Here is an 18,957-nt window from a genome sequence, read left to right on the forward strand (position 1 = left end):
TCACCCTCGACCCCTGGCGAATCGGCGCGATCACCCGGGCGGCCCTCGTCCTCCTCCGTCTCGAACACGGACGCCACACCTAACCGAAGATGTGATCACACAAGGTCGTGATCCGTTACGCGGAAAGGCTCACTCGCCCGCAGATATGCCCACTGAGGCTGATGATCTGCGTCCACCCGGGAGCATGGGCCCCCAACCAAACGATTTCTCCGTGTTCCGAGACGTCAGAGAACCACCTCATCGCAGAATGCCGGTCACACAGCAGTTCGGACGACGAGTCGACACGAAGCCGCATGGCAATCTCGCGCTCATCACTTTCCGAGACCCACAGCCCTCGGAAATAGTCCCCGAACCCGTATGCTTTAAGCAAGCTAAGCGGGCCCTCAGTGAATAATGACATCATAGTCTTTCATGGAGCTGCTAAGAAGAGTGTGCCTCCGGACTGTCCAGCTCGGAGGCACACGCGCACTTAATTGGTTATTCTAATCCAGAAACGGTTGCCGTTTCCGATTCGATAGATGCGATAGAAGGCCTTGATATAGTCTCCGTGATCGTTGTTGTCCTGGTGAGCGATCGGCCTCACTGAATAGTGTCCGTTTGCGTTGCTGGCGCCTTCTTTTGTGGAAGCGAAGGGGAACTCGTCGCACTCTTGCCCCTTGGCGGCGTAACTTCGGTCGAAGTAGTACTGACAGTAGTTAGTGTACGTGACGGGTTGGCCAGTGTTGGGATCGGTCTCAGTGATCGTCTTCCAGAAGGTTGCGCGGTGTTTGTTGGCCAACTTCGTGTCTGTGGATCGATGTAGCGCATTAGCTCTGCGCTTCTTCCAGTCCACGTCCCAGTTTCCTGGGATGTTCTTCGCCATCGGCCTCCCCGCACTGTCGAGCAGCGGAGGTTTGGTCGTCGCGTTGACACTCCGATTCATCGCGTCGGCATTGTGGTTGATTGCCTCAACGAAGTTGGCGTTCTTCGAACGGGACATGGGGAGGACGTTGGATGCCATCTTGTTAATGCAGGCACCCGTGAAAACGAAGTCTGACAGATCGTCATTGGCCGACAGCGATAGGCTCGCTGAGGTCTTCGGCTTGCCGAAGGTCAGCCAGTCGCAGCGGAAGTGAGGGGCATACACTGTGTTCCACGGCTCCCCGCCACCGATCCGGTGCCCCAGGATGCTTCCCTGCTCGTCGAAGACGATCTGGTCATAGAGATAAACTGGCTCGTCGGTCCACCGATCATTCACATCTTGGAGGGTGGGGCGCACTGTACAGGTGTCGACCTTATCTCCATCCGTGTCCGTCATCTGCAGGACAAAGTCGTCGTTACCGTCGCTCGTCCACTGACGTTTTCTCAGGCTAATTAATTCGGACAGGAGGACATTCTCGACCGCAAACGATCAGATATGGATGGACACGCGGACGAACACCACCTGCCGGAAACAGGCGTGGAGCCTTCGCTACAAGGGGTCTCACCACAAGATCCGCGCAACAGAAGGCTCCACGTTGATCCCCTATCCTGCCATGCTCGACGTCCCCCGCGAACTGGTCCGCTACGTCGGCCGACTGCTCCACGCCGAGCGCCGCCGGCGCGGAACCCCCACCGGCTCGCGGCGTCTGACCTGCTTCTACCAGGCCCTGTTCGCCCTGGCCTGGTTCCGCTCCAAGCCCAACATCCGCCTGCACGGCCTGGCCTTCGACCTGTCCCAGGCCACCGCCTACCGCTACCTGCACGAGGTCATCGACGTCCTGGCCGCCCAGGCCCCCGACCTCCACCAGGCCCTCGACCGAGCTGCCGCCGACGACATCCCGCACCTGATCCTCGACGGCAAGATCTTCGATTCCGACCGCTGCCGCATCACGACCACCAGCGTCAAAGGCGAAACGATCGACGCCTGGTTCTCCGGAAAGACCGGCGACTTCGGCGGCAACATCCAGGCATTGTGTGAACCCGGCGGATTCCCTATCTGGACCAGCGACGTCGAACCCGGCGGCGTCGTCGATATCGAGGCCGCCCGCTGCCACGTCCTTCCGGCCGTCTACCCCCGCACGCATACCATGCCCGTCCTGGCCGACCCCGGCTACCAAGGCGCAGGTCACGGCGTCACCGTGCCATTCAGGCGGTCTGCGGACGGCAACATCTCAGCATCGACAACCGCACCCGCAACGGCCTCCAGCGCGCACTCCGCTGCCTCGGAGAACGCGGCTTCGCACTCCTCACTGAACGCTGGACCGCGCTCCAGCACACCACACTCAGCCCCAGCAGAATCGGTGATCTCGTCCGTGCCGCCCTCGTCCTCGTCCATTTCGAACACCGGCGGATCAGCTGAAACTCAGTGAGAAAACGTCACTAGATAGATATCGAGATGATAGCGAACTCGCTCGGGAGTTGAAGCGGCTGTACCGGGAGATTGACGAACAGCGCAAGCAGGCTCTGGAAAATCTCAGCGAGGTCCAGTGGTTTATCGTGGACGCTATCGGCTTGGTCGAGGCGGGCCAGTGGACGTCTCATGACGATCTCGCTGAGCTTACTGGTGCCTCCGGCCGCGAGGTCGCCCACTTCCTGGCCAATGCCAAGGTAAACGTCCCTGCCTCCTATCGCGTCCTCACTCACGAGGGCCGCCTCCCTGTAGAGGGCATGCTGCACTTCAATTATCGAGGTGTGGATCTGCAGCAACGCCTCGAAAGCGAAGGTCTGGAGTTCCTCCACGGAGTGGCCGCTCCGCAGCAGCGGATTGACGCGATCGCTCTACGAAATCTCTGGGAGCTGCGCAAGGAATTCACTGGAGCGGAGTTCGCTGGCATGCAGCGAGCTTGGATGGTGCGCGGTACGGGAGTCGAGGGCTACAGTCTGGTGGATTCTTGGCTAGGTGAGGGATGGGTATCGTTGGCGGCATCCCAGCTTGATCCTACAGCGGCCAACCTTACCTTCGACGCGCTGCGCAAAGCGGTCCGCGAAGGATACCAGCACAAGTCCTACGCATTCCAGGAGCAGCGGCTCGCCGAGTTTGCCCGCTTCATTCGCCAAATGCGTATAGGTGATCTTGTGCTCACGACCACCCGTGGTCATGTGTACATCGGACGGCTCACGAGCGAGGCGCAGTTCACCGACTCGCAGGGTGGGCTGTCCAATCTCCGCCGAACCCTGGAATGGTTTAACCTCGGCGCACCGCTTGATCTAGACGCTCTACCGTCGCCGATACCCGCACTGCTCCAAAGCCAGGACTACGTGGTCGACCTGACCTCGGCGATCGACGAGCTGCGCCGGCTCGCCCAGCCGTACACCCACCCGGAGGAGGAAGCTCCCCCGGAGAGGGTCCCACTGCAGTTCAACCACGTCGACGAGAAGCTGGCTAAGGCACTCCACGCTGACGATCCCGGCTGGCTGAGCCGCCTGGAGCAGTTGCTTTGGCGACGCAAGCAGATCATCTTGTACGGCCCGCCAGGCACCGGCAAGACCTATCTCGCCTTGAAACTGGCCCAGCACCTGACCGAAGACCAGGCGGTCAAACTAGTGCAGTTCCATCCGTCGTTCACCTACGAGGACTTCATCGAGGGATTTCGACCTCAGCAGGGGAGCGGTGGGACGATCTCCTTTGCGCTCACCGCCGGGCCTTTCCGTAAGCTTGCCGAGCAAGCGCAGGACGACCCGAGCACGCCATACATTTTGATCATCGATGAGATCAACCGGGCCCAACTCGACAAGGTCTTCGGCGAGCTCTACTTCCTGCTGGAGTACCGGAGTCAGCAGATCAGCCTGCAGTACTCCCCCGACTCGCCGTTCAGCCTGCCGGAGAACCTGTTCATCATCGGGACGATGAACACGACCGACCGCTCGATTGCGCTCCCCGATCAGGCGATGCGCCGCAGATTCGCCTTCTTCGAACTCCACCCAGACAAGGAGCCCACCCAGGGACTGCTGAATCGCTGGCTGAGAGATCAAGAAATCGAGTCGGATATCCCCCTCGTGCTGGCAGAGCTCAACCGCCGCATGGCCGACGATCTGCCGGAAGGACGCGATCAAGCGATCGGACCCTCCTACGTAATGCACCATCACCTGTACAAGGACAACGACGCGATGGATGACGTGTGGAATGCCGACATCCTGCCCCTGCTCCGTGAGCTCCACTTCGGCTCTAACACCGACGTGGAAGGCCGCTATGGCCTTGAGGTTCTTCGCCAGGCGATCAACGGATCAGAGGAATGACCATGCCGGAGCCCATCACGGTCAGAGAGATCGGCAAGGGCTCGCCGTACAACCTAGCGGATGCGGAAGCAGAGGCCCTTAAGGCATCCAAGTTGGGACTGGTGAAGCTTACCTACGCGAGTTCTAGCAAATGGCAGGTCAAGGGGAACAACAAGGTCGGCTCGGCGCGGATCGGCAGCCGTGACGTGCATGTCCTGCCCAAGTTTCCGGTTACACGGGTGCTCTTCCTCCTTGGTTACACTGAAGGACTGAGGGAGCCATGGCAGCACGACGAGGTCCTCCTTGAGGAGGAACTGGGACTCGTACCCGCCTTTGCTCAGCCACTGTGGCGGCAAATTGACGCGGCCCTTAAGCCTGGCCTCTTGTACGGCTACCGCGAGCGCGATGAGGTCTCCACCGTGCTGCGAGGCAGGCTCCGCGAGACCGACCAACTATATCGCGGGCACGGGTTGCAGAATCCGCTCCAGATCCGCTATAGCGACCGCACGCCCGACATCCCAGAGAACCAGATCTTGAAGGCAGCGGTCCTGCGCATGATGGATGTGCCGAGCGTGGACACCGAGTCACGACGGAGACTACGGCTTTTGCTCGTCAAACTCGCCAAGGTCACGCCTACTGTAGCGCCTCTCCCGACGATCAACCGGCTAAACGCTCGTTACGCCACGGCTCTCAAGCTTGCGGAGCTCACACTGCGTCAGACCTCGGTCGACCAAGGAGAAGGTCGTCGGATCTCCTGCAACGGCTTCGTGGTCGACATGGAAGACGTGTTTGAGAACTTCGTCCGCATCACCATCGGCAGCCGGCTCAAGCGCATGCTCGGCGGGAGGTATGACAAGCCTGAGATTTTCCTGGCCCCGGGACTCCCCATGCACCCGGATCTCGTCTGGTACTGGCCTGGGCCGGTTGAACGCGCTGGCGTAGTGGTGGATGCCAAATACTCGCAGGAGAAGGAGCGAGGAGGCGGCGGCCTCGATGACATCCGCCAGATGCTGGTGTACTGCACCGTGCTAGGAGTGCGCCGTGGGCATTTGATCTACGCCAAGGGCAAGGCGGCTCCCACGACATTCCCCATCGCCAACACCGGCATCGAAATCGTCTGTCATTCCCTCAACCTCAACCAAGATCCAGAGAGCATCCTCGCCGACATGCAGTCCCTGGCCAACCAGATCGCTTTAGGAGTTCACATGCGCCGCCTCACGAGCTGACCAGTAGGAGGGATTTCAGATCACCTGACGGTGCGCGGCGGCAAAGTGCGAGAGCTCTTCAACTTATGCCATGACTTCCGTCTATATACCGGCCGTGCTTCCAGGGCCGTTGCGTTCTCGACTGGTGAGACTGCTGTACCCCTGAGCCAGATGGGCGGGTAGGGGTGCCCCGGGTGCGGGGATGACGAACGCGACCCCTCATGATCGTCGGTGTCTAGCCAGTCGATCAAGAACAGGGGCCGCGTTCGCGGGTGGCCGGTGGTGATCGCGGCGAGGTAGGCGCAGGTCGCGGTGTCGAAGGCATCGCCGTCCAGGCGGGCCAGCAGCCGCCCGAGGGTGCTGGCGGCCAGCCGGACGGTGGCCGGGAGCCCGAGTTGGGTGCGCAGGTCGGGGTCGTAGCCGGCGATAAACCGAGTGATCTTTGCCAGGGATGTCGCTCCGCTGAGGACGGCCAGCAGGGATAACGCGAGCAGCGGGCCGAGTCGGTAGCGACGTCCTCGGCGGTGGCGCGGGTCGGGTACGGCATCCAGCACCTCGGCCAGGGTGGGCAGGTTGGAGCTGGGGTCGTCGATGGTGACGTGCTCCAGGTGGCGGGAGAGCACGTCGATCGTGGATGATGGCACGCGAACGCGGCCCCTGTTCTTGATCGACTGGCTAGACACCGACGATCATGAGGGGTCGCGTTCGTCATCCCCGCACCCGGGGCACCCCTACCCGCCCATCTGGCTCAGGGGTACAGCAGTCTCACCAGTCGAGAACGCAACGGCCCTGGGGGGGTGCAGGTGTCAGGGGAACCGCAGCATTGACGGCAGAGGTCTGTGCAAGTTGCATACACCGCTCCGGGGCCGCTCCTACAACGCGTACACGAAGCTCTGAACTTGTTCTTTGTCGTCCGGATTGTTGTAGTGCTGCCAGGGTGCGGCCGCGTTTGACGGTCTCACTCACGTCGTAACGGCTCCCCGCACATCAGCCACTTCTTCGAGCCGGTAGGCCGTGTCTTCGACCGGGGAGATCCGCTCTGCGGCCAGCCACTTGTCGTCTGCGGTCACGTCCGTCCCCTGCAGATGTATCTCGACGCTCACCTGCTCGACGGCATACCGCACGGCCAGGTAGTGACCAGCCACGTAGGCCGCAGCCAGAACCAGTCCGAGCACGACCACCACTGGTCCACGCCGCCTGCCACCCCGCAAAGCAGTCACCACCTCGACCGATGATCTGGGCGATCATACTCATCCCGCAGAGAACTCTGCCGTCGGCGGCTTGACCGGCGTCGGATTCGGCCCGCACCCGGACTCGGGCGAGGACCTCATCCTCGTGACCTCTCATCAGGGACGCGGCGTCGTCAACTGCGTGACCGGCCGGCGCATGGCGCGCGACCCTGATCCAGAACCAGCATGGCCATTGCCATCCAGATCCATGGACTCCTGGGTGGCGGCCTGCACACGACCACCGCCGCCGGATGGTCCATCGACGTCGTCGTGCCCGACTGGCCCAACGAAAGTACTCATCTCTGCACACCGCTGGCTCCACCACCGTGCCGCCACCTGATCGACCTCGGGCCCCACACCAATGGACTCTCGGCCCTGTCTAGAGGGTGAGCCGGCTCATGCCGGCTCACCCACCAACATCTTCAGGACATGTCCCAGCGGGCGGCGTCCAAGCGGTTTGGGCTGACCGGCCCCGTACGCCCGGCCGGCCCTTGCTGAACGCCCGGCCGGGACCTACCTCACCGGCAGCACGCTCACCCCGGCGGTATCTGGCCGTTCTTCGCCACTGGCACGCCCAGCTGCACGGCGCCGGTGAGCGTCGCCCGCTCCGGCGGCAACTGCCCGAGCACCGGGTTCAGATGCCGCAGGCTCAGCGTCACCGGCGTGATCGCCGGAGCGACCGTGTCGAACTTCTCCAGATCCACCCAGCGCACCACCTCCAGCACTTCCGACGGAATGTTGTCTCCGCGCTTCTGCATCGGCACGCACAGCTGACGGGCGTAGGTCACCCGCACCGTCGCCGCGGGAATCCGGTCGGTCAGGACCGGGTTCAGCTGCCTGAGGTTGAGTGCCCGGTTCATCGGCGTGTTCGGCGTGATTCCATAGCACAGCAGGTCGATGTGCTGCACCAACTGCATCACCTCCGCGGGCGGCGCGACGCCGTTCTTCGCCACCGGCACGCAGAACTGCTCCGCCCTGCCCAGCACGATCTCCGTACGGGGCAGGTCCTGCAGCACGGGGTTGAGATGGCTGAGCACCAGCGCCTTGCCGGGCGCCGGGGTGAGGACCCGGTAGCAGGCCAGGTCGACGAACCTGATGAAGTCCAGTACCTCGGGCGGCGGGATGACGTTGTTCTTGGCGACCGGCACGCACAACTGCTCACGCGCGCCGAGGGTGATCTGCTCGATCGGCAGACTTTCGAGGACCGGGTTGAGGTGCCGCAGCGTCAGCCCGACGGCCGGCGGCTGGTACGGGTCGGTCTTGAAGCATTCGAGGTCGAGGTACGACACGAATTCCTTCGGCTTGGGCAGCGCCGGCGCAGCGGCCGACGGCACGGCGATAAATGCCATGGTGACAATTCCCAGAGCCACGGATAACGCGCGCCGGATCGTCGGCCGGACGCGCCGGAGCCCGCTGACGGGTCGGTCCACCGTTCCTCCATCGGTCGTGGTTCCTCCTGGTCACCCCTCACTTTCTGCGCGTCGTGGAGCCTTGACAAGGTTAATGATAGGTTTCTGCTATTTCACGATCATCGTCGGGCTATATGTGCCGCCCATAATCGCCCTGGGAACCGTCTGGGCATTTTTGCGCATTCCCGCTGAACGATTCGGGCGGTGCGGTATTCGAGCCGTTCCGCCGCTCGGCTCCTTTCCCTGCAGGTCGTGCCGCTGGAGTACGCCTCGGTGGCGGGCGCGAGTAACTTTCATGGATCAGGCGCGAGGAACGACCGTTCGCAGCGCGCCGACGACCGTTCGCCGCGTTCCTGCCCGTCTGCGGCCGTACGGGCGGCCCGGCATCCTAACGTCCCCATTGCCGCGAGCCGGTGAGAACCGGGCCGGGCGGCAGGCGTTCCCCTTAGTCAGTTCGTGTCGGTCGGCGAAGGAGTGGACATTGCACGTCTTACGGTGGTGGAGATCGCGGAGCGCAGCCCTCGTCACAGCGGCCCTCATCACGGCGGCCCTCATCACGGCGGCCCTCGTAGCGGCGGGCCTGGTCGCGCCGCAGACGCAGGCGCAGGCGTCGGCGAGCACCGGCGCCCCCGGCCGCGCCTGCTCCGGCTACGTGGGGCTGACCTTCGACGACGGGCCCACCCCCGGCAACACCCCCACCCTGCTGGCCGCCCTCAGAACCGCCGGGCTGCGCGCCACCATGTTCAACGTCGGCCAGAACGTGGAGGCGTACCCGGACCTGACGAGACAGCAGGTCGCGGCCGGCATGTGGATCGGTGACCACAGCTGGGACCACCCCCACATGACGCAGCTCACCGCCGAGCAGCAGGACGCGCAGATCTCCCGTACGCAGGACGTCATCGCGCGGGTCACCGGCGCCACGCCCCGCCTGTTCCGCCCGCCGTACCTGGAGACCGACGACGGGCTGCGCGCGGTGGAGCGCCGGCACGGCCTCACCGAGATCAACGCCGACGTGGACTCTCAGGACTGGAACAACGCCACCGCCGACCAGATCGCGGCCAAGGCCAGGCAACTGCGGTCCGGCGACGTGATCCTCATGCACGACTGGCCCGCGAACACCGTACAGGCCATCCTGCGGATCGCCGCCGACCTGCGCGAACGCGGCCTGTGCGCCGGCAAGATCTCACCCGTCACCGGCCGGGCGGTCGCCCCCGGCAACACGTGCGCCGCCGCGTACCGGACGATCTCCGCCCGCGACGGCGCCTTCCGCGGGGAGGTCGTCGTGACCAACACCGGCACCACCCCGCTCGACGGCTGGCGCGTCACGCTGACGCTGCCCGCCGGGGTACGGATCAGCGCCGTGCGGAGCGGCGTCGCCACCGGCGCCACGGGAACGGTGACCGTCACCGGCACCCGCCACAACAGCGCCGTCGGACCCAGCAGGTCCACCACCTTCGGTCTCACCGGCACCCGCACCAGGGACGAGGCCGTCGCGGGCGTCACGTGCGCCGACCCGTCCGGCGACACCCTGGCCCACGCCCGCACCGCCGGCCGCGTCGAGGACCTGGGCGACAGCGTGCGCTACACCTGGCCGGGCGTCACCTTCGAGGGCCGTTTCCAGGGCACCGGGGTCGGGATCGAGCTGAACGACGCCGCCAACGACTACGACGTCCAGATCGACGGCGCCGCCCCGGTCACGCTGCGGACGCCCGGCAGGACCACGCATTGGGTGACCGGCCTCGGCGGCGGTGTGCACACCGTACGCCTCGCCAAGAGGACCGAGAGCCCGTGGACGCCCGGCGAGTTCGGCGGATTCGTCGCCGCGCCCGGGGGCCGCGTCCTCGCCCCGCCCGCCGCCCGCGCCCGGCAGATCGAGTTCATCGGCGACTCCTGGACCGCCGGCTACGGCAACATGTCGACCAGCCGCGACTGCTCGGCGAGCGGCGGGATCAACCCCAACTCCAACGCCGACCAGGCCTTCGGCGCCCTCACCGCCCGCGCGCTGAACGCCGACCACCAGCTCACGGCCTGGTCCGGGATGGGCATGGTACGCAACTACAACGGCGGCAGCCCCGGCACCGACTTCCGCACGTACTACGACCGCACCCTCCAGGCGGCCGGCACCACGGCCTGGCAGCCGCCTAAGACATGGAGACCGCAGGTCGTCGTGGTCGGCCTCGGCATCAACGACTTCTCCACCCCGCTCAACCCCGGCGAGCCGTGGGCCGACACCGCCGCGCTCGCCGCCGACTTCCGGGCCGCCTACCTGGGGTTCCTGGCCAAGCTCCGCCTCCGGTACGGCCCCGGCACGTTCATCGTGCTGACCTACCCGACGATGTCCGGCACCCCGCTGGCGGACCTCGTCGAGCAGGTCGTACGGGAGCGCAACAGCCAGGGCGACAGGCGGGTGTCGGCGCTCTACTACGACAACGACGCCCTCGGGCTCGACCTGCTCGGCTGCGACTGGCACCCGTCGCTGCACGACCACCGGCTGCTGGCGGGCGCGCTCGGCCGCTTCATCGGGACGCTGCCCGTACGGTGGTGACGGTCCGGCCGTCTCGGTGGCGTCCCAGGACGGCTGCAACCCGCTCCCAAGAACCGTGATCACGTGAACCGGGCGAGGAGAGGGGGGTGGGCCGAGTCGACGAGTCGGTCAGGGGCTCGCTTCCGATGTCGATTGGCATGAGAGCTGCTCGGGTGACGCCCGGGTCTTCGACACGAGACCAACGCACAGTTCTACGCGCGGCCCGAGCACGCTCCCGTCGTCCTGGAACGCTTCGCCCGCTCCCGGCCCGTCGCGGCCGGCGATCTAAATCCGGACGTCACCGGCGGTCCGCGTGATCTCGCCCGGCGGCTGGTCGGCGCCTACAGGGACACGGGCAAGCAGGTGCTTTACGCCGATCTCACCACCCGTGACGCCCGTGCGCTCGGCTTCACCGTCGCCCGGGTCTGGTCGCCCGACACGCTGAGTGCCTGCCTGGCCTCCGCGCCGCCCGCGGCGCATCCGCGGTTCGCGGCGTACGGCGGGATCGTGCGGAACGATCCGCATCCGTACCCCTGAGAACCTGCTTGGCAGCGGGCGATCATGGCGTGTCACTGATGCGGATGCCGCCGCGCTTTATGACATGCCCAGGGCATCGCGCTGCAGGTCAGCTGAGATCAGTCGTCATGGTGGCCCCGATGGTCTGGGCGAGCTCTTCAGGCAGGGGATAAGGGCGCTCCGCAGGAAGCGTGTCCGTGATGTCCCGACGGTCGCGTAGCGTCTGCCGGAAGTCCCGGACCCGGTCGGTCATGTCAGTGATCGCCAGGACCCACTGATCGAGGTAGCAGTCAACGGCATCGCCGGACAGGCCTACCTGGATCGACCGGTACGGCAGGGGATTGTGGTGCGGGTCGCGTTCGGGATCCCACTGGATTCGGACCGGACTTTCCCGCAGGCGTCTCTTCCACGCCGCGGGATCCACGCCATCGGCGGGATGGCTGAGACACGCATGCGCGAGGGCCCATTCGAACCCCTCTCGCGTGATGTCGATGGCCAGGACGCTGGCCTGACCGGGCTTGGTGGCCCAGCCGCAGCGGTACATCATCCACAGGAAGGACGGTTTGATCCAGGTCATCCGTTCACGCTTGAAGGGCGGGACGAATCGCTGCGCGGCGACGGCCGGAGTCGCGATGGCTGGGTCGAACGCCTGGTAGACGGTGATGGCTTCATTCGTGAAGGCGGCACGTATCTGCCGATACGGAACATCCACTCCACCAGTATCACGAGGCTTCAACTGCCTCACAAACGGATTAGTCGGTGTTGCCATATCACCGGCTTCATCCTCGATCTTTCGTGATCAGGGTGTGGTGGGCTGAGCGGTTCGGCTGAGGGTTGAATTGCGTGATGTGGTCAGCGCGCTGGCCCGGCTGTCGCGCCGGGTGGGCGGGGTTCCACGGGCCCGTGGGTGTCCTTCCTGGTCGTAGGGGCGGCTTGCGCCGGGTCAGGGTGGGGCCGGCGGGGCTTGCAGGCGGGCAAGGGCAGTCAGGATGTCGCGGGCCCAGGGCCAGCGGGCGGCCAGGCGCAGGCGTAACCGTCGGCCGCCGCGCACCAGTCGTCCGGCCACCGCGAACAGCCGCAGGCGCAGGCCTTTGGGCTCGTAGCTGTAGCCGGCGGTGCCGGGTAGCGCGAGCATCTGCATCCAGGCCAGCAGTTCGCAGGCCAGCGCGACGAGTTCGCACCAGATCTGGTTGTGGGCGAAGTGGTGCAGCGGCAGGTTGGCCAGGCCGGTGTCCTTGGCGCAGCGGATGCGGTCCTCGGCGCGGGCCCGGCGGCGGTGGCGCAGTTCCAGGTCGGCGAGCTGACCGTGCTTGGCGTTGGTGAAGAAGCAGGTGACGCGGCAGCCGTCGACGTCGGTGAAGCGCAGCTGGGCGCCGGGGTGCGGGCGTTCCTTGCGGGCGATGACGCGCATGCCCTTGGGCCAGCCGGTCAGGTCGAGCAGGCCGGTCAGTTCGGCGACCCAGGCGCCGGGCCGTACCTGCCGGTCGGCGTCGTAGGCGGGTGTCCACGCATTCTTCGGCAGGCGTAGCACGGCCTGCTGCACCTGCTCGGTGGAACATGACCTGTCGTCGGACGAGGAGCAGGATCCGCCCGTCCGCCTCGATGTCCGCGTCGGAAGGACGATCTCCGTCGAGCCGCTGGGCCGCGAAGCCACCGCCATCGGCGGAGTAGCGTTTTGTGTCCTCGGTGGCGCCAGCCCCCAGTGTCAGCACTGCCGGAACGGCGGCGAACCGCTCAGGGGCAGGCGCTTCGGCGACGACGCACCGGCCACCAGTGCACTGACGACCGCATCAGCGACCAACCCTCTCAGGAGAGATCCGACACGGACCACTGGCTGGAAGCGGCGTACGTGCTCGCCGAACACGTCACCGGGGTGCGGCTCGGCCCGGACGAGCTTGACGAGCTGGCGGCACCGTGCACGGGCTACCGCACCCGGCAACCCACTCCGTCCGGAACCGCCCGTCACAGCGGATTCGGAACTCGCGGACATCGCCGCCGACCCACGCTAGCGGCGCAGGAATGGCGCTGGTGTAAGAGCAGATCGCCATCGAGGTCGCCGGCTTCAGGGCGGCCCAATCCTCGACGCCAACGGCCGCAACCGGAGGCCCCGGGCCTCAGCACCCCGATACCCGTGCCTGTTCTCCTCCGGGCCCCTACATGGTCTTGGACCGTCGCACCGCCTGGACGGACACTCAAGCTGTCACCGACACCTCGCCGTGGCTTGGGCTGACAGGATTGAAGATTCGTTCCTGAGCGCGATGGCTCATCGAAGAGTCAGTACGGGATGCCAGGTGCTGTCGGAACCGTCGTCCTTGCGATATGCCGACAGAGGTGTGACCTGCTTGCCGTCCACGCTGACCAGCACAAGGCCATTGTGGAATTCGTCGGCACAGTTACCTTCGCAGCCAAGCGCGATCAACTGACTGTCGTCGGCCCACGCCAGGAGGTCGAGCACGCGTTGGCTGCCTACTTCCTGTCCAGTGGCTCTATCGACGACCTTGGTGGGCATACCCGCCGGGCCCGCGAGAAGCTTTCCATTCGGCGATATCCCGGCCTGCCCGACCTTGTCCTCGGAGAGGGCGGCTCGGTTACTCGGCCCGTTGGCCTTCTCGCCGTTGAGCCCGAAGTACAGTTCGCCGCCTGCTTCGCCCTTGGCGCTTGAGATAAGGTCCGGCGCCGCCCAGGAGAAGTCGTTCCGCGCGTGTGCGGTGGATCGGCTCTCCTGCGTCACCGAATGGAATTGCGCCTGCATCGTGGTGGTGTCCACGATGGAGAAGCCAGATCGCGGGCTCAGGCCTTTTGATCCGAAACGCATGTTAGCGTTGACGAACTCGATCTCATCAGGGTGCCGGTCGTAGTGGGTGACCAGAATGTTCTTGCCATCGGGTGACCATGTGACGCTCGCCGCTCCCTGTGGCAGGTCGATCCAGGAGAGCGCCTTCTGCGTCGCCAGGTCGAGCACTCCGAGCCGTTTGGAGGGCAACTCCCCCTCCAGGACGGCGGCCTTTTGAAGCCCAGGCGCGACGTCCACCCACGACCATGGCGTCGGCTCGTAAGTGCCGCGCTGCGGGTTGTACACGTGCCAGGTCCGTGAGAGACGCTTGACCTTGGTGGTGAGTGTTCCCCTGGCCAGCTTGTGCTCCGCCTCGCCCAGTTCTTTCCAGTTGCCTGTCCAGTATGCGGACATGGCCACCCGCCCAGCGGCGATGAGATTCCGAGGTGGGTCGTTGGTGACGTCGGTTCGTACATCATCTGCCGTTATGCTGGCGACCGGCAGCGAACCGACTGTCTGCGATCCGAACTGTGTATTGTTGACCAGTGTAACGCCGCCTGCTGTTATCACGACGACAGCCGCAATAATCCCCAACGGAGCGACAAAAGTCTTTTTGGATCGCCCGAGCTTCTTGTGGCTCGTCTCGGATAATTCCTCGGATTGCATTCGCCCATAGCCTTTCAACTAGCTGTGTAAATTCCTTGAACTGGATTTTCCACGGCGCCGTAATTGCCGTTCTGACGCCAGGCCTTGAGCGTGTACATGGTGCCAGGGTAAGGAGCTGCGTACCAAGCACTCTCCCCAGTACAGCCATTGTTCGCACCGTCCGTGTCATACACCTCTGTGTACCCGACGGCGGAATCTATGGAAGTACCGGCTCTCCTGCCGTCCGCATACTTGTCGCAGGCTTCGATCGTGTAGAGGACATCATCGTAACAGCCTAGAGCGAACGTGTTGCTTACACACCGCTCTATAGCGTAAGCGGGACTGGAAAAGGTAAGGAGCGCTGTAACCGCGATCGCGATCGATAACATGCAGCTTAACCAACGCCGATGCATTTTTCCCCTTCGCGCCGTTGAACTCGATAGCCGGGACTATCGTGACAACTCGGATAGATTTTCCGCATCATAACCTTTACCCAGCATTGCCACAAGATCATTTACGTGATTGACTATATGCGGAATGCACCTTTCCCGATTGCAGCAACCGATCCCGAGCCGCCGGCGACTAAAAAGGCACGAGGCCGCGCGAAGTACGGACGTCGCCGTTGACCACGTTGTTCGCACGTGAGGTTTCAAGATCGCCGGGTTGCTGTAGTGAGCCGTTTTCCTCCCTGCCTGGCGGGCTGCTGATCACAGCATGATGGCGAGAGTGTCGCTCGCCTGATGGCATGGCGGTCGGGTCGCCCGGAGGGGTCTCGCCTCCGGGCTGTCACAGATCCCGGCGTGACAGTCTCCCGTCACCGGGTCTTCTCAACCTCACCGTCAGAACTCCGGAACCCATCGCCAGTGCGCGAAAAAGCGCGGGCATTGACGGGTGGTCCCGTCCCAGGCCGCGAGGGCCTTCTTGAAGGTCTTCAACCGCTTGTATTTCTTCCTCATCCAGCGCACCAGGTAGGCGTTGATGCGCCGCAGCAGTGGATGAAACTCCGACTGGTACACGATTGAATTCGTAGAGTCGTGGGGTAGTGACGGTCCGCCGTTTCGGGTGTACGACCGAAGCATGCGGTATGGGCAACGAGGCGGATACACCCCTGCCGAGCAGGAGCGCCGGGAGCTGCTCCGGCTGCGGGCCGGCGAGCGGTTCGAAGACGGGCAGGGGACCAGGGAGATCGCACGTGAGTTACGGGTGCATGAGCGGACGGTCACGCGGTGGCGTAAGAGCTGGCGTGAGGGTGGGATCGAGGCGCTGCGTTCGAAGGGGCCGGTGTCGAGGGAGAAGCTGACCGCGGCGCAGTGGGCCCGTCTGGAGAGTGAGCTGGGCCCGCTGGCGCACGGTTACGGTGAGGATCAGCGCTGGACGTTGGGCCGGGTCAAGACGCTGATCGGCAGGCTGTTCCACATCGGCTACACCATCGAGGGCGTCGGCAAGCTGCTGCGACGGCATGGCTGGTCGGTTCAGGTTCCCGTCAGGCAGGCGGCCGAGCGTGATGAGCAGGCCATCGCCGCCTGGCGGCAGGAGGTGTGGCCTGCCGTAAAGCCACTGCGGCGGACCTGGGCGCCTACCTCTGCTTCGCCGACGAAGCAGGTCAGGGGCTGAGGCCGCCGAAAGGACGAACGCGGGCACCTCGCGGCGCCCGCCCGGTGGTGCGGGTACGCGGCGGGGGCAAGGGCCGGGTGAACATCGCCGGGGTGGTCTGCTACCGGCCCGGACAGCGGCCCCGACTGCTGTACAAGCTGCACGTTTACCACGGCCGCAAGGCCGAGCCCAAAAGCTTCACCTGGAGCGACTACCGCGATCTCATCGTGGCCACCCATCAACTCCTCGGCACCCCGCTGGTGTGGTGCTGGGACACTCACAGCGTGCATCTGGTGGCCGAGCTGACCGACTTCGCCGAGGCCAACGCCGACTGGTTGCGCGTCTACCGGTTCCCGCCCTATGCGCCGGAGCTGAACCCGGCCGAAGGCGTCTGGTCACTACTCAAGCGTGCCATGACCGACTTCATCGTCGCCAATCTGTCCGGGCTGGTCCGGGTCGTCAAGCGCAAACTCAAAAGGATCCAGTACCGACCCCATCTGATCGACGGCTGCCTGGCTCAAACCGGGCTCACCATCGAAAACGACGTCCTCACATGACTGGGCTCTACGAATTCAACCTGTGTACACCAGCAACGGCCAACCGTCACGACTCTATGACTCTACGAATTCAGCCTGTGTAAACGCCGACCTTTTCCACAGACCCGATGACAAAGACGTCACCATTCGGAGCATGAGTGAGGCAGTCGATGTCCCCATCTACCTTATATCCGAAGGGCTTGCTTTTGCCCCATTTCTCGAACCCGCCCACCAGGGCCATCGAAGATCCCTGCAGAATATTGCCGATATCGGGGACAGTAACGCCGCGTTTACCGTTGATCTGTGTCGGGGTCGTACCCTTCGGCCAGACAAGCCCAGCAGGTGGTGAGCCAGCGATCATCAACTCCAAGCATCGGTTCGCGGAGTTGTAGTTCAGCTCCCCTCTTGCAGCGACGAGGAAGTTGAGAGTTGAGCTGCGTACGACGATCTTCGGGTCGTGACCAACCGCATGTACATGGTCGATACCGCTTGCTGCGGCATCGGATGGTTGGCCGGTACGAGGTGCTGTGACCGCTACGCCACCGTCCAGTGAGGCGCAGGCCGCAAGGAGTATCAGCAGAGCCAAGATGGCTGTGCCGGCGGGTCGAGGACGGCAGCGTAACAGTCTCATAGATGCATCCAACCATCTGGAGGGCTTGGATGAGTACCTTCCTCATAGTTTGAGCATCAATGCTTAACGCAGGGTCGCGTCCCGCTGTGAGTGCCGCGAACTCCACCGCAACGGGGGAGACCGAGGGTCAGCAGGTCGGACAGCTCCATACCTTCCAGGAGGTGCCGAAACCGTCCGCGGATGAGTACCCCTTGACAGATGATAGGAGCGTCTCGCCCCTATCTGCATAAATCCCGCTATTTACACCGATCGCTATGGAGTCAAAGTAGCCCGGGCCTCCGCTGTCCCCCTCGCGCATGAGGTAGTCCGTTACTATGGCGCGAGGGCCAGCAATGCTTTGTGCGAGGAGCCTGACGACCTTTCCGCATTGGGCGGGGCGATCAGCTCCGGCGGTTGTTCTCCCGAACGAGCAGATGCGCTGATTCACCGAGGGGGCGTTCATGATCTCTCTTACGTACCGGGGAGTGTTCAGGTCGTAGTAGAAGGTTCGGGTGTATGTAAGGCTGCCTCCTCCGTAGCGAGCCAGATCATACGGGTCGCCATTACCCGTACGGCCTAACGTTGTTCCCTTGGTGTAGTAGTCCGGGTGGTTCCTGTACCAGAAATAGAGTGGACGTGAGCAGTGTCGAGCGGTTACCGCATTTCTTTCTCCAGAGGTAGAGATCGCGTTGAAGGCCGATGTGCATCTGGTCGTTCCGGGTGAACCTTCCTCCAGGAATCCTCCACCCCTGAGGTAGTCGTCGATGGGCTCATACCCTATTGAGTCGACAATGTTCAAACTTAGATTGATCTTGTCGTTGGGTGAAGGCTCCGGCTGGAGGGTGGCCTGCAGTGCTGCCCGGTTCGCGGCGACCTCCTTCTTGAGCTCGGCCGTGAGAGTGACGGCCCCAGTCTCGAAGTCTGTTGTAGCCTCCGCCAGGGCCACTTCTGGGTGACCCGTAAGTGCGTCGTAACGTGACTTAGCGAGCTGCTCGAGCTCCTTTTCGGAGAACCCCTTGTTGCCGACGAGCACGACCTCTACGGGAAGCTGCTTGGCGAGGCTGACAGCTTCCGGTGGAATCTGGCCCTTGAAGGCGATGAAGGCACCGCGGCCGTCGTCAGTGATCTTAAGCCCGGCAAGGTCATCAGGAAACCTGGACCGAAGCGAGTCGGCGATGGGGTAAAGGCGTGGAGACCAGGCATGGCGATCGATCGACTCTTCGAAGCTGATCCCCTCCGCTTCAGCGATGCGGTTGAGGTCGATTAGTCTGGCAAAGGGGATGCCGTCGACATCAATCGTTGGATCAGGAACGGGCCCGTCCGGCATGTCGCGTTGAGTGGATGGATTCTTGGCGATGACCTCCGCGGCATATCTGTCGAGAGCCTGCTTGAGCGTGATTCCCTTACTGCGCGCCTCCTTTGACAGTCTGTCCAGCGTGGGTCGCTTTAGAACAGGCTGAGTCTCTGCCGTGAGAGTGATGGCTCCCGTGCTCGGAGACAGCTCCGGGGTAGGGCTGGCCGCATAGGCAGAAGACGGGGAAACGGCAGCGAATGGGATCACTACTGCCAGGACGAGGGCGGCGCGGTGGCTGAGCTTCGGCAAGGACTCTCCAATGAGCCCTTCCGCGTAAGCCCCCGCGACAGAGTGTGATCCTCGGGCCGCCCCGACGCCGGCGCCCCCGATGATCGAGAAGCGTAAAGCCCCTGGTAGAAGTTGGTCTTGCGACAGATCGACTTCGGA

Annotated in this window: 16 protein-coding genes and 1 pseudogene; 7 read left to right on the plus strand and 10 right to left on the minus strand. The window is 64.0% G+C overall.

Annotation, left to right across the window (positions count from 1 at the left end; translation table 11 throughout):
* Nucleotides 1–469: 469 nt before the first annotated feature.
* The gene (locus ABGA98_RS45215) at nucleotides 470–1,297 is read right to left on the minus strand and encodes a NucA/NucB deoxyribonuclease domain-containing protein (protein WP_347624667.1); all 828 of its coding nucleotides are present in this window, start codon (nucleotides 1,295–1,297) and stop codon (nucleotides 470–472) included.
* A 103-nt stretch (nucleotides 1,298–1,400) separates the two neighbouring features.
* Between ABGA98_RS45215 and ABGA98_RS45220 the strand changes: the two genes are divergently transcribed.
* From ABGA98_RS45220 to ABGA98_RS45230, 3 genes are read left to right on the plus strand one after another with little or no spacing between them, the layout of a single operon-like run.
* On the plus strand, nucleotides 1,401–2,330 hold the full coding sequence (locus tag ABGA98_RS45220) for a transposase family protein (protein ID WP_347624668.1): 930 nt from the start codon (nucleotides 1,401–1,403) through the stop codon (nucleotides 2,328–2,330).
* A 49-nt stretch (nucleotides 2,331–2,379) separates the two neighbouring features.
* A complete protein-coding gene (locus ABGA98_RS45225; RefSeq protein WP_347624669.1) occupies nucleotides 2,380–4,197 on the plus strand; it encodes an AAA family ATPase in 1,818 nt (605 codons plus the stop codon).
* 2 nt (nucleotides 4,198–4,199) lie between these two features.
* The gene (locus ABGA98_RS45230) at nucleotides 4,200–5,402 is read left to right on the plus strand and encodes a hypothetical protein (RefSeq protein WP_347624670.1); all 1,203 of its coding nucleotides are present in this window, start codon (nucleotides 4,200–4,202) and stop codon (nucleotides 5,400–5,402) included.
* 20 nt (nucleotides 5,403–5,422) lie between these two features.
* Here the strand turns inward: ABGA98_RS45230 and ABGA98_RS45235 are convergent, their stop codons facing one another.
* The 3 genes from ABGA98_RS45235 to ABGA98_RS45245 form a co-directional block, all read right to left on the minus strand.
* Nucleotides 5,423–6,025, minus strand: coding sequence for a transposase family protein (locus ABGA98_RS45235; protein ID WP_347624671.1), 603 nt, complete (start codon nucleotides 6,023–6,025; stop codon nucleotides 5,423–5,425).
* 318 nt (nucleotides 6,026–6,343) lie between these two features.
* Nucleotides 6,344–6,565, minus strand: a complete 222-nt coding sequence (locus ABGA98_RS45240) for a hypothetical protein (protein ID WP_347624672.1) — start codon at nucleotides 6,563–6,565, stop codon at nucleotides 6,344–6,346.
* Nucleotides 6,566–7,143: 578 nt separating this feature from the next.
* Nucleotides 7,144–7,959 carry a hypothetical protein gene (locus ABGA98_RS45245; protein WP_347624673.1) on the minus strand — a complete coding sequence of 272 codons (816 nt, stop codon included), beginning with the start codon at nucleotides 7,957–7,959 and terminating at the stop codon, nucleotides 7,144–7,146.
* Nucleotides 7,960–8,500: 541 nt separating this feature from the next.
* Between ABGA98_RS45245 and ABGA98_RS45250 the strand changes: the two genes are divergently transcribed.
* The gene (locus tag ABGA98_RS45250; RefSeq protein ID WP_347624674.1) at nucleotides 8,501–10,564 is read left to right on the plus strand and encodes a polysaccharide deacetylase family protein; all 2,064 of its coding nucleotides are present in this window, start codon (nucleotides 8,501–8,503) and stop codon (nucleotides 10,562–10,564) included.
* A 342-nt stretch (nucleotides 10,565–10,906) separates the two neighbouring features.
* A complete protein-coding gene (locus ABGA98_RS45255) occupies nucleotides 10,907–11,080 on the plus strand; it encodes a hypothetical protein (protein ID WP_347624675.1) in 174 nt (57 codons plus the stop codon).
* Between the two features lie 88 nt (nucleotides 11,081–11,168).
* On the opposite strand, the gene ABGA98_RS45260 is transcribed toward ABGA98_RS45255, so the two are convergent.
* The 4 genes and pseudogenes from ABGA98_RS45260 to ABGA98_RS45275 all read right to left on the minus strand — a co-directional run bounded on the left by ABGA98_RS45260 (nucleotide 11,169) and on the right by ABGA98_RS45275 (nucleotide 15,493).
* Nucleotides 11,169–11,771, minus strand: a complete 603-nt coding sequence (locus ABGA98_RS45260) for a DUF4291 domain-containing protein (protein WP_347624676.1) — start codon at nucleotides 11,769–11,771, stop codon at nucleotides 11,169–11,171.
* A 231-nt stretch (nucleotides 11,772–12,002) separates the two neighbouring features.
* A pseudogene (locus ABGA98_RS45265) lies at nucleotides 12,003–12,611 on the minus strand (transposase); the annotation flags it as partial.
* Between the two features lie 711 nt (nucleotides 12,612–13,322).
* Nucleotides 13,323–14,498 (minus strand): hypothetical protein, encoded by a 1,176-nt coding sequence (locus tag ABGA98_RS45270; RefSeq protein ID WP_347624677.1) that lies wholly within the window; start codon nucleotides 14,496–14,498, stop codon nucleotides 13,323–13,325.
* An 818-nt stretch (nucleotides 14,499–15,316) separates the two neighbouring features.
* A complete protein-coding gene (locus ABGA98_RS45275; RefSeq protein WP_347624678.1) occupies nucleotides 15,317–15,493 on the minus strand; it encodes a hypothetical protein in 177 nt (58 codons plus the stop codon).
* A 61-nt stretch (nucleotides 15,494–15,554) separates the two neighbouring features.
* Between ABGA98_RS45275 and ABGA98_RS45280 the strand changes: the two genes are divergently transcribed.
* Both ABGA98_RS45280 and ABGA98_RS45285 read left to right on the plus strand, forming a co-directional pair.
* Nucleotides 15,555–16,091, plus strand: a complete 537-nt coding sequence (locus ABGA98_RS45280) for a winged helix-turn-helix domain-containing protein (protein WP_347624679.1) — start codon at nucleotides 15,555–15,557, stop codon at nucleotides 16,089–16,091.
* The gene (locus ABGA98_RS45285) at nucleotides 16,016–16,627 is read left to right on the plus strand and encodes a transposase (protein WP_347624680.1); all 612 of its coding nucleotides are present in this window, start codon (nucleotides 16,016–16,018) and stop codon (nucleotides 16,625–16,627) included. The genes ABGA98_RS45280 and ABGA98_RS45285 overlap by 76 nt, the downstream gene beginning before the upstream one ends.
* Before the next feature lie 70 nt (nucleotides 16,628–16,697).
* Here the strand turns inward: ABGA98_RS45285 and ABGA98_RS45290 are convergent, their stop codons facing one another.
* Nucleotides 16,698–17,237, minus strand: a complete 540-nt coding sequence (locus tag ABGA98_RS45290) for a hypothetical protein (RefSeq protein ID WP_347624681.1) — start codon at nucleotides 17,235–17,237, stop codon at nucleotides 16,698–16,700.
* 127 nt (nucleotides 17,238–17,364) lie between these two features.
* On the minus strand, nucleotides 17,365–18,819 hold the full coding sequence (locus ABGA98_RS45295; protein ID WP_347624682.1) for a S1 family peptidase: 1,455 nt from the start codon (nucleotides 18,817–18,819) through the stop codon (nucleotides 17,365–17,367).
* Nucleotides 18,820–18,957: the final 138 nt, after the last annotated feature.

Source organism: Nonomuraea sp. B1E8 (assembly GCF_039871515.1).
Lineage (GTDB): Bacteria > Actinomycetota > Actinomycetes > Streptosporangiales > Streptosporangiaceae > Nonomuraea.

Coding starts and splice junctions, on each gene's coding strand:
- ABGA98_RS45215 (WP_347624667.1), bottom strand. CDS start 1,297: ATGACGGACACGGATGGAGATAAGGTCGACACCTGTACAGTGCGCCCC.
- ABGA98_RS45220 (WP_347624668.1), top strand. CDS start 1,401: ATGGACACGCGGACGAACACCACCTGCCGGAAACAGGCGTGGAGCCTT.
- ABGA98_RS45230 (WP_347624670.1), top strand. CDS start 4,200: ATGCCGGAGCCCATCACGGTCAGAGAGATCGGCAAGGGCTCGCCGTAC.
- ABGA98_RS45245 (WP_347624673.1), bottom strand. CDS start 7,959: ATGGCATTTATCGCCGTGCCGTCGGCCGCTGCGCCGGCGCTGCCCAAG.
- ABGA98_RS45270 (WP_347624677.1), bottom strand. CDS start 14,498: ATGCAATCCGAGGAATTATCCGAGACGAGCCACAAGAAGCTCGGGCGA.
- ABGA98_RS45280 (WP_347624679.1), top strand. CDS start 15,555: ATGCGGTATGGGCAACGAGGCGGATACACCCCTGCCGAGCAGGAGCGC.
- ABGA98_RS45290 (WP_347624681.1), bottom strand. CDS start 17,237: ATGAGACTGTTACGCTGCCGTCCTCGACCCGCCGGCACAGCCATCTTG.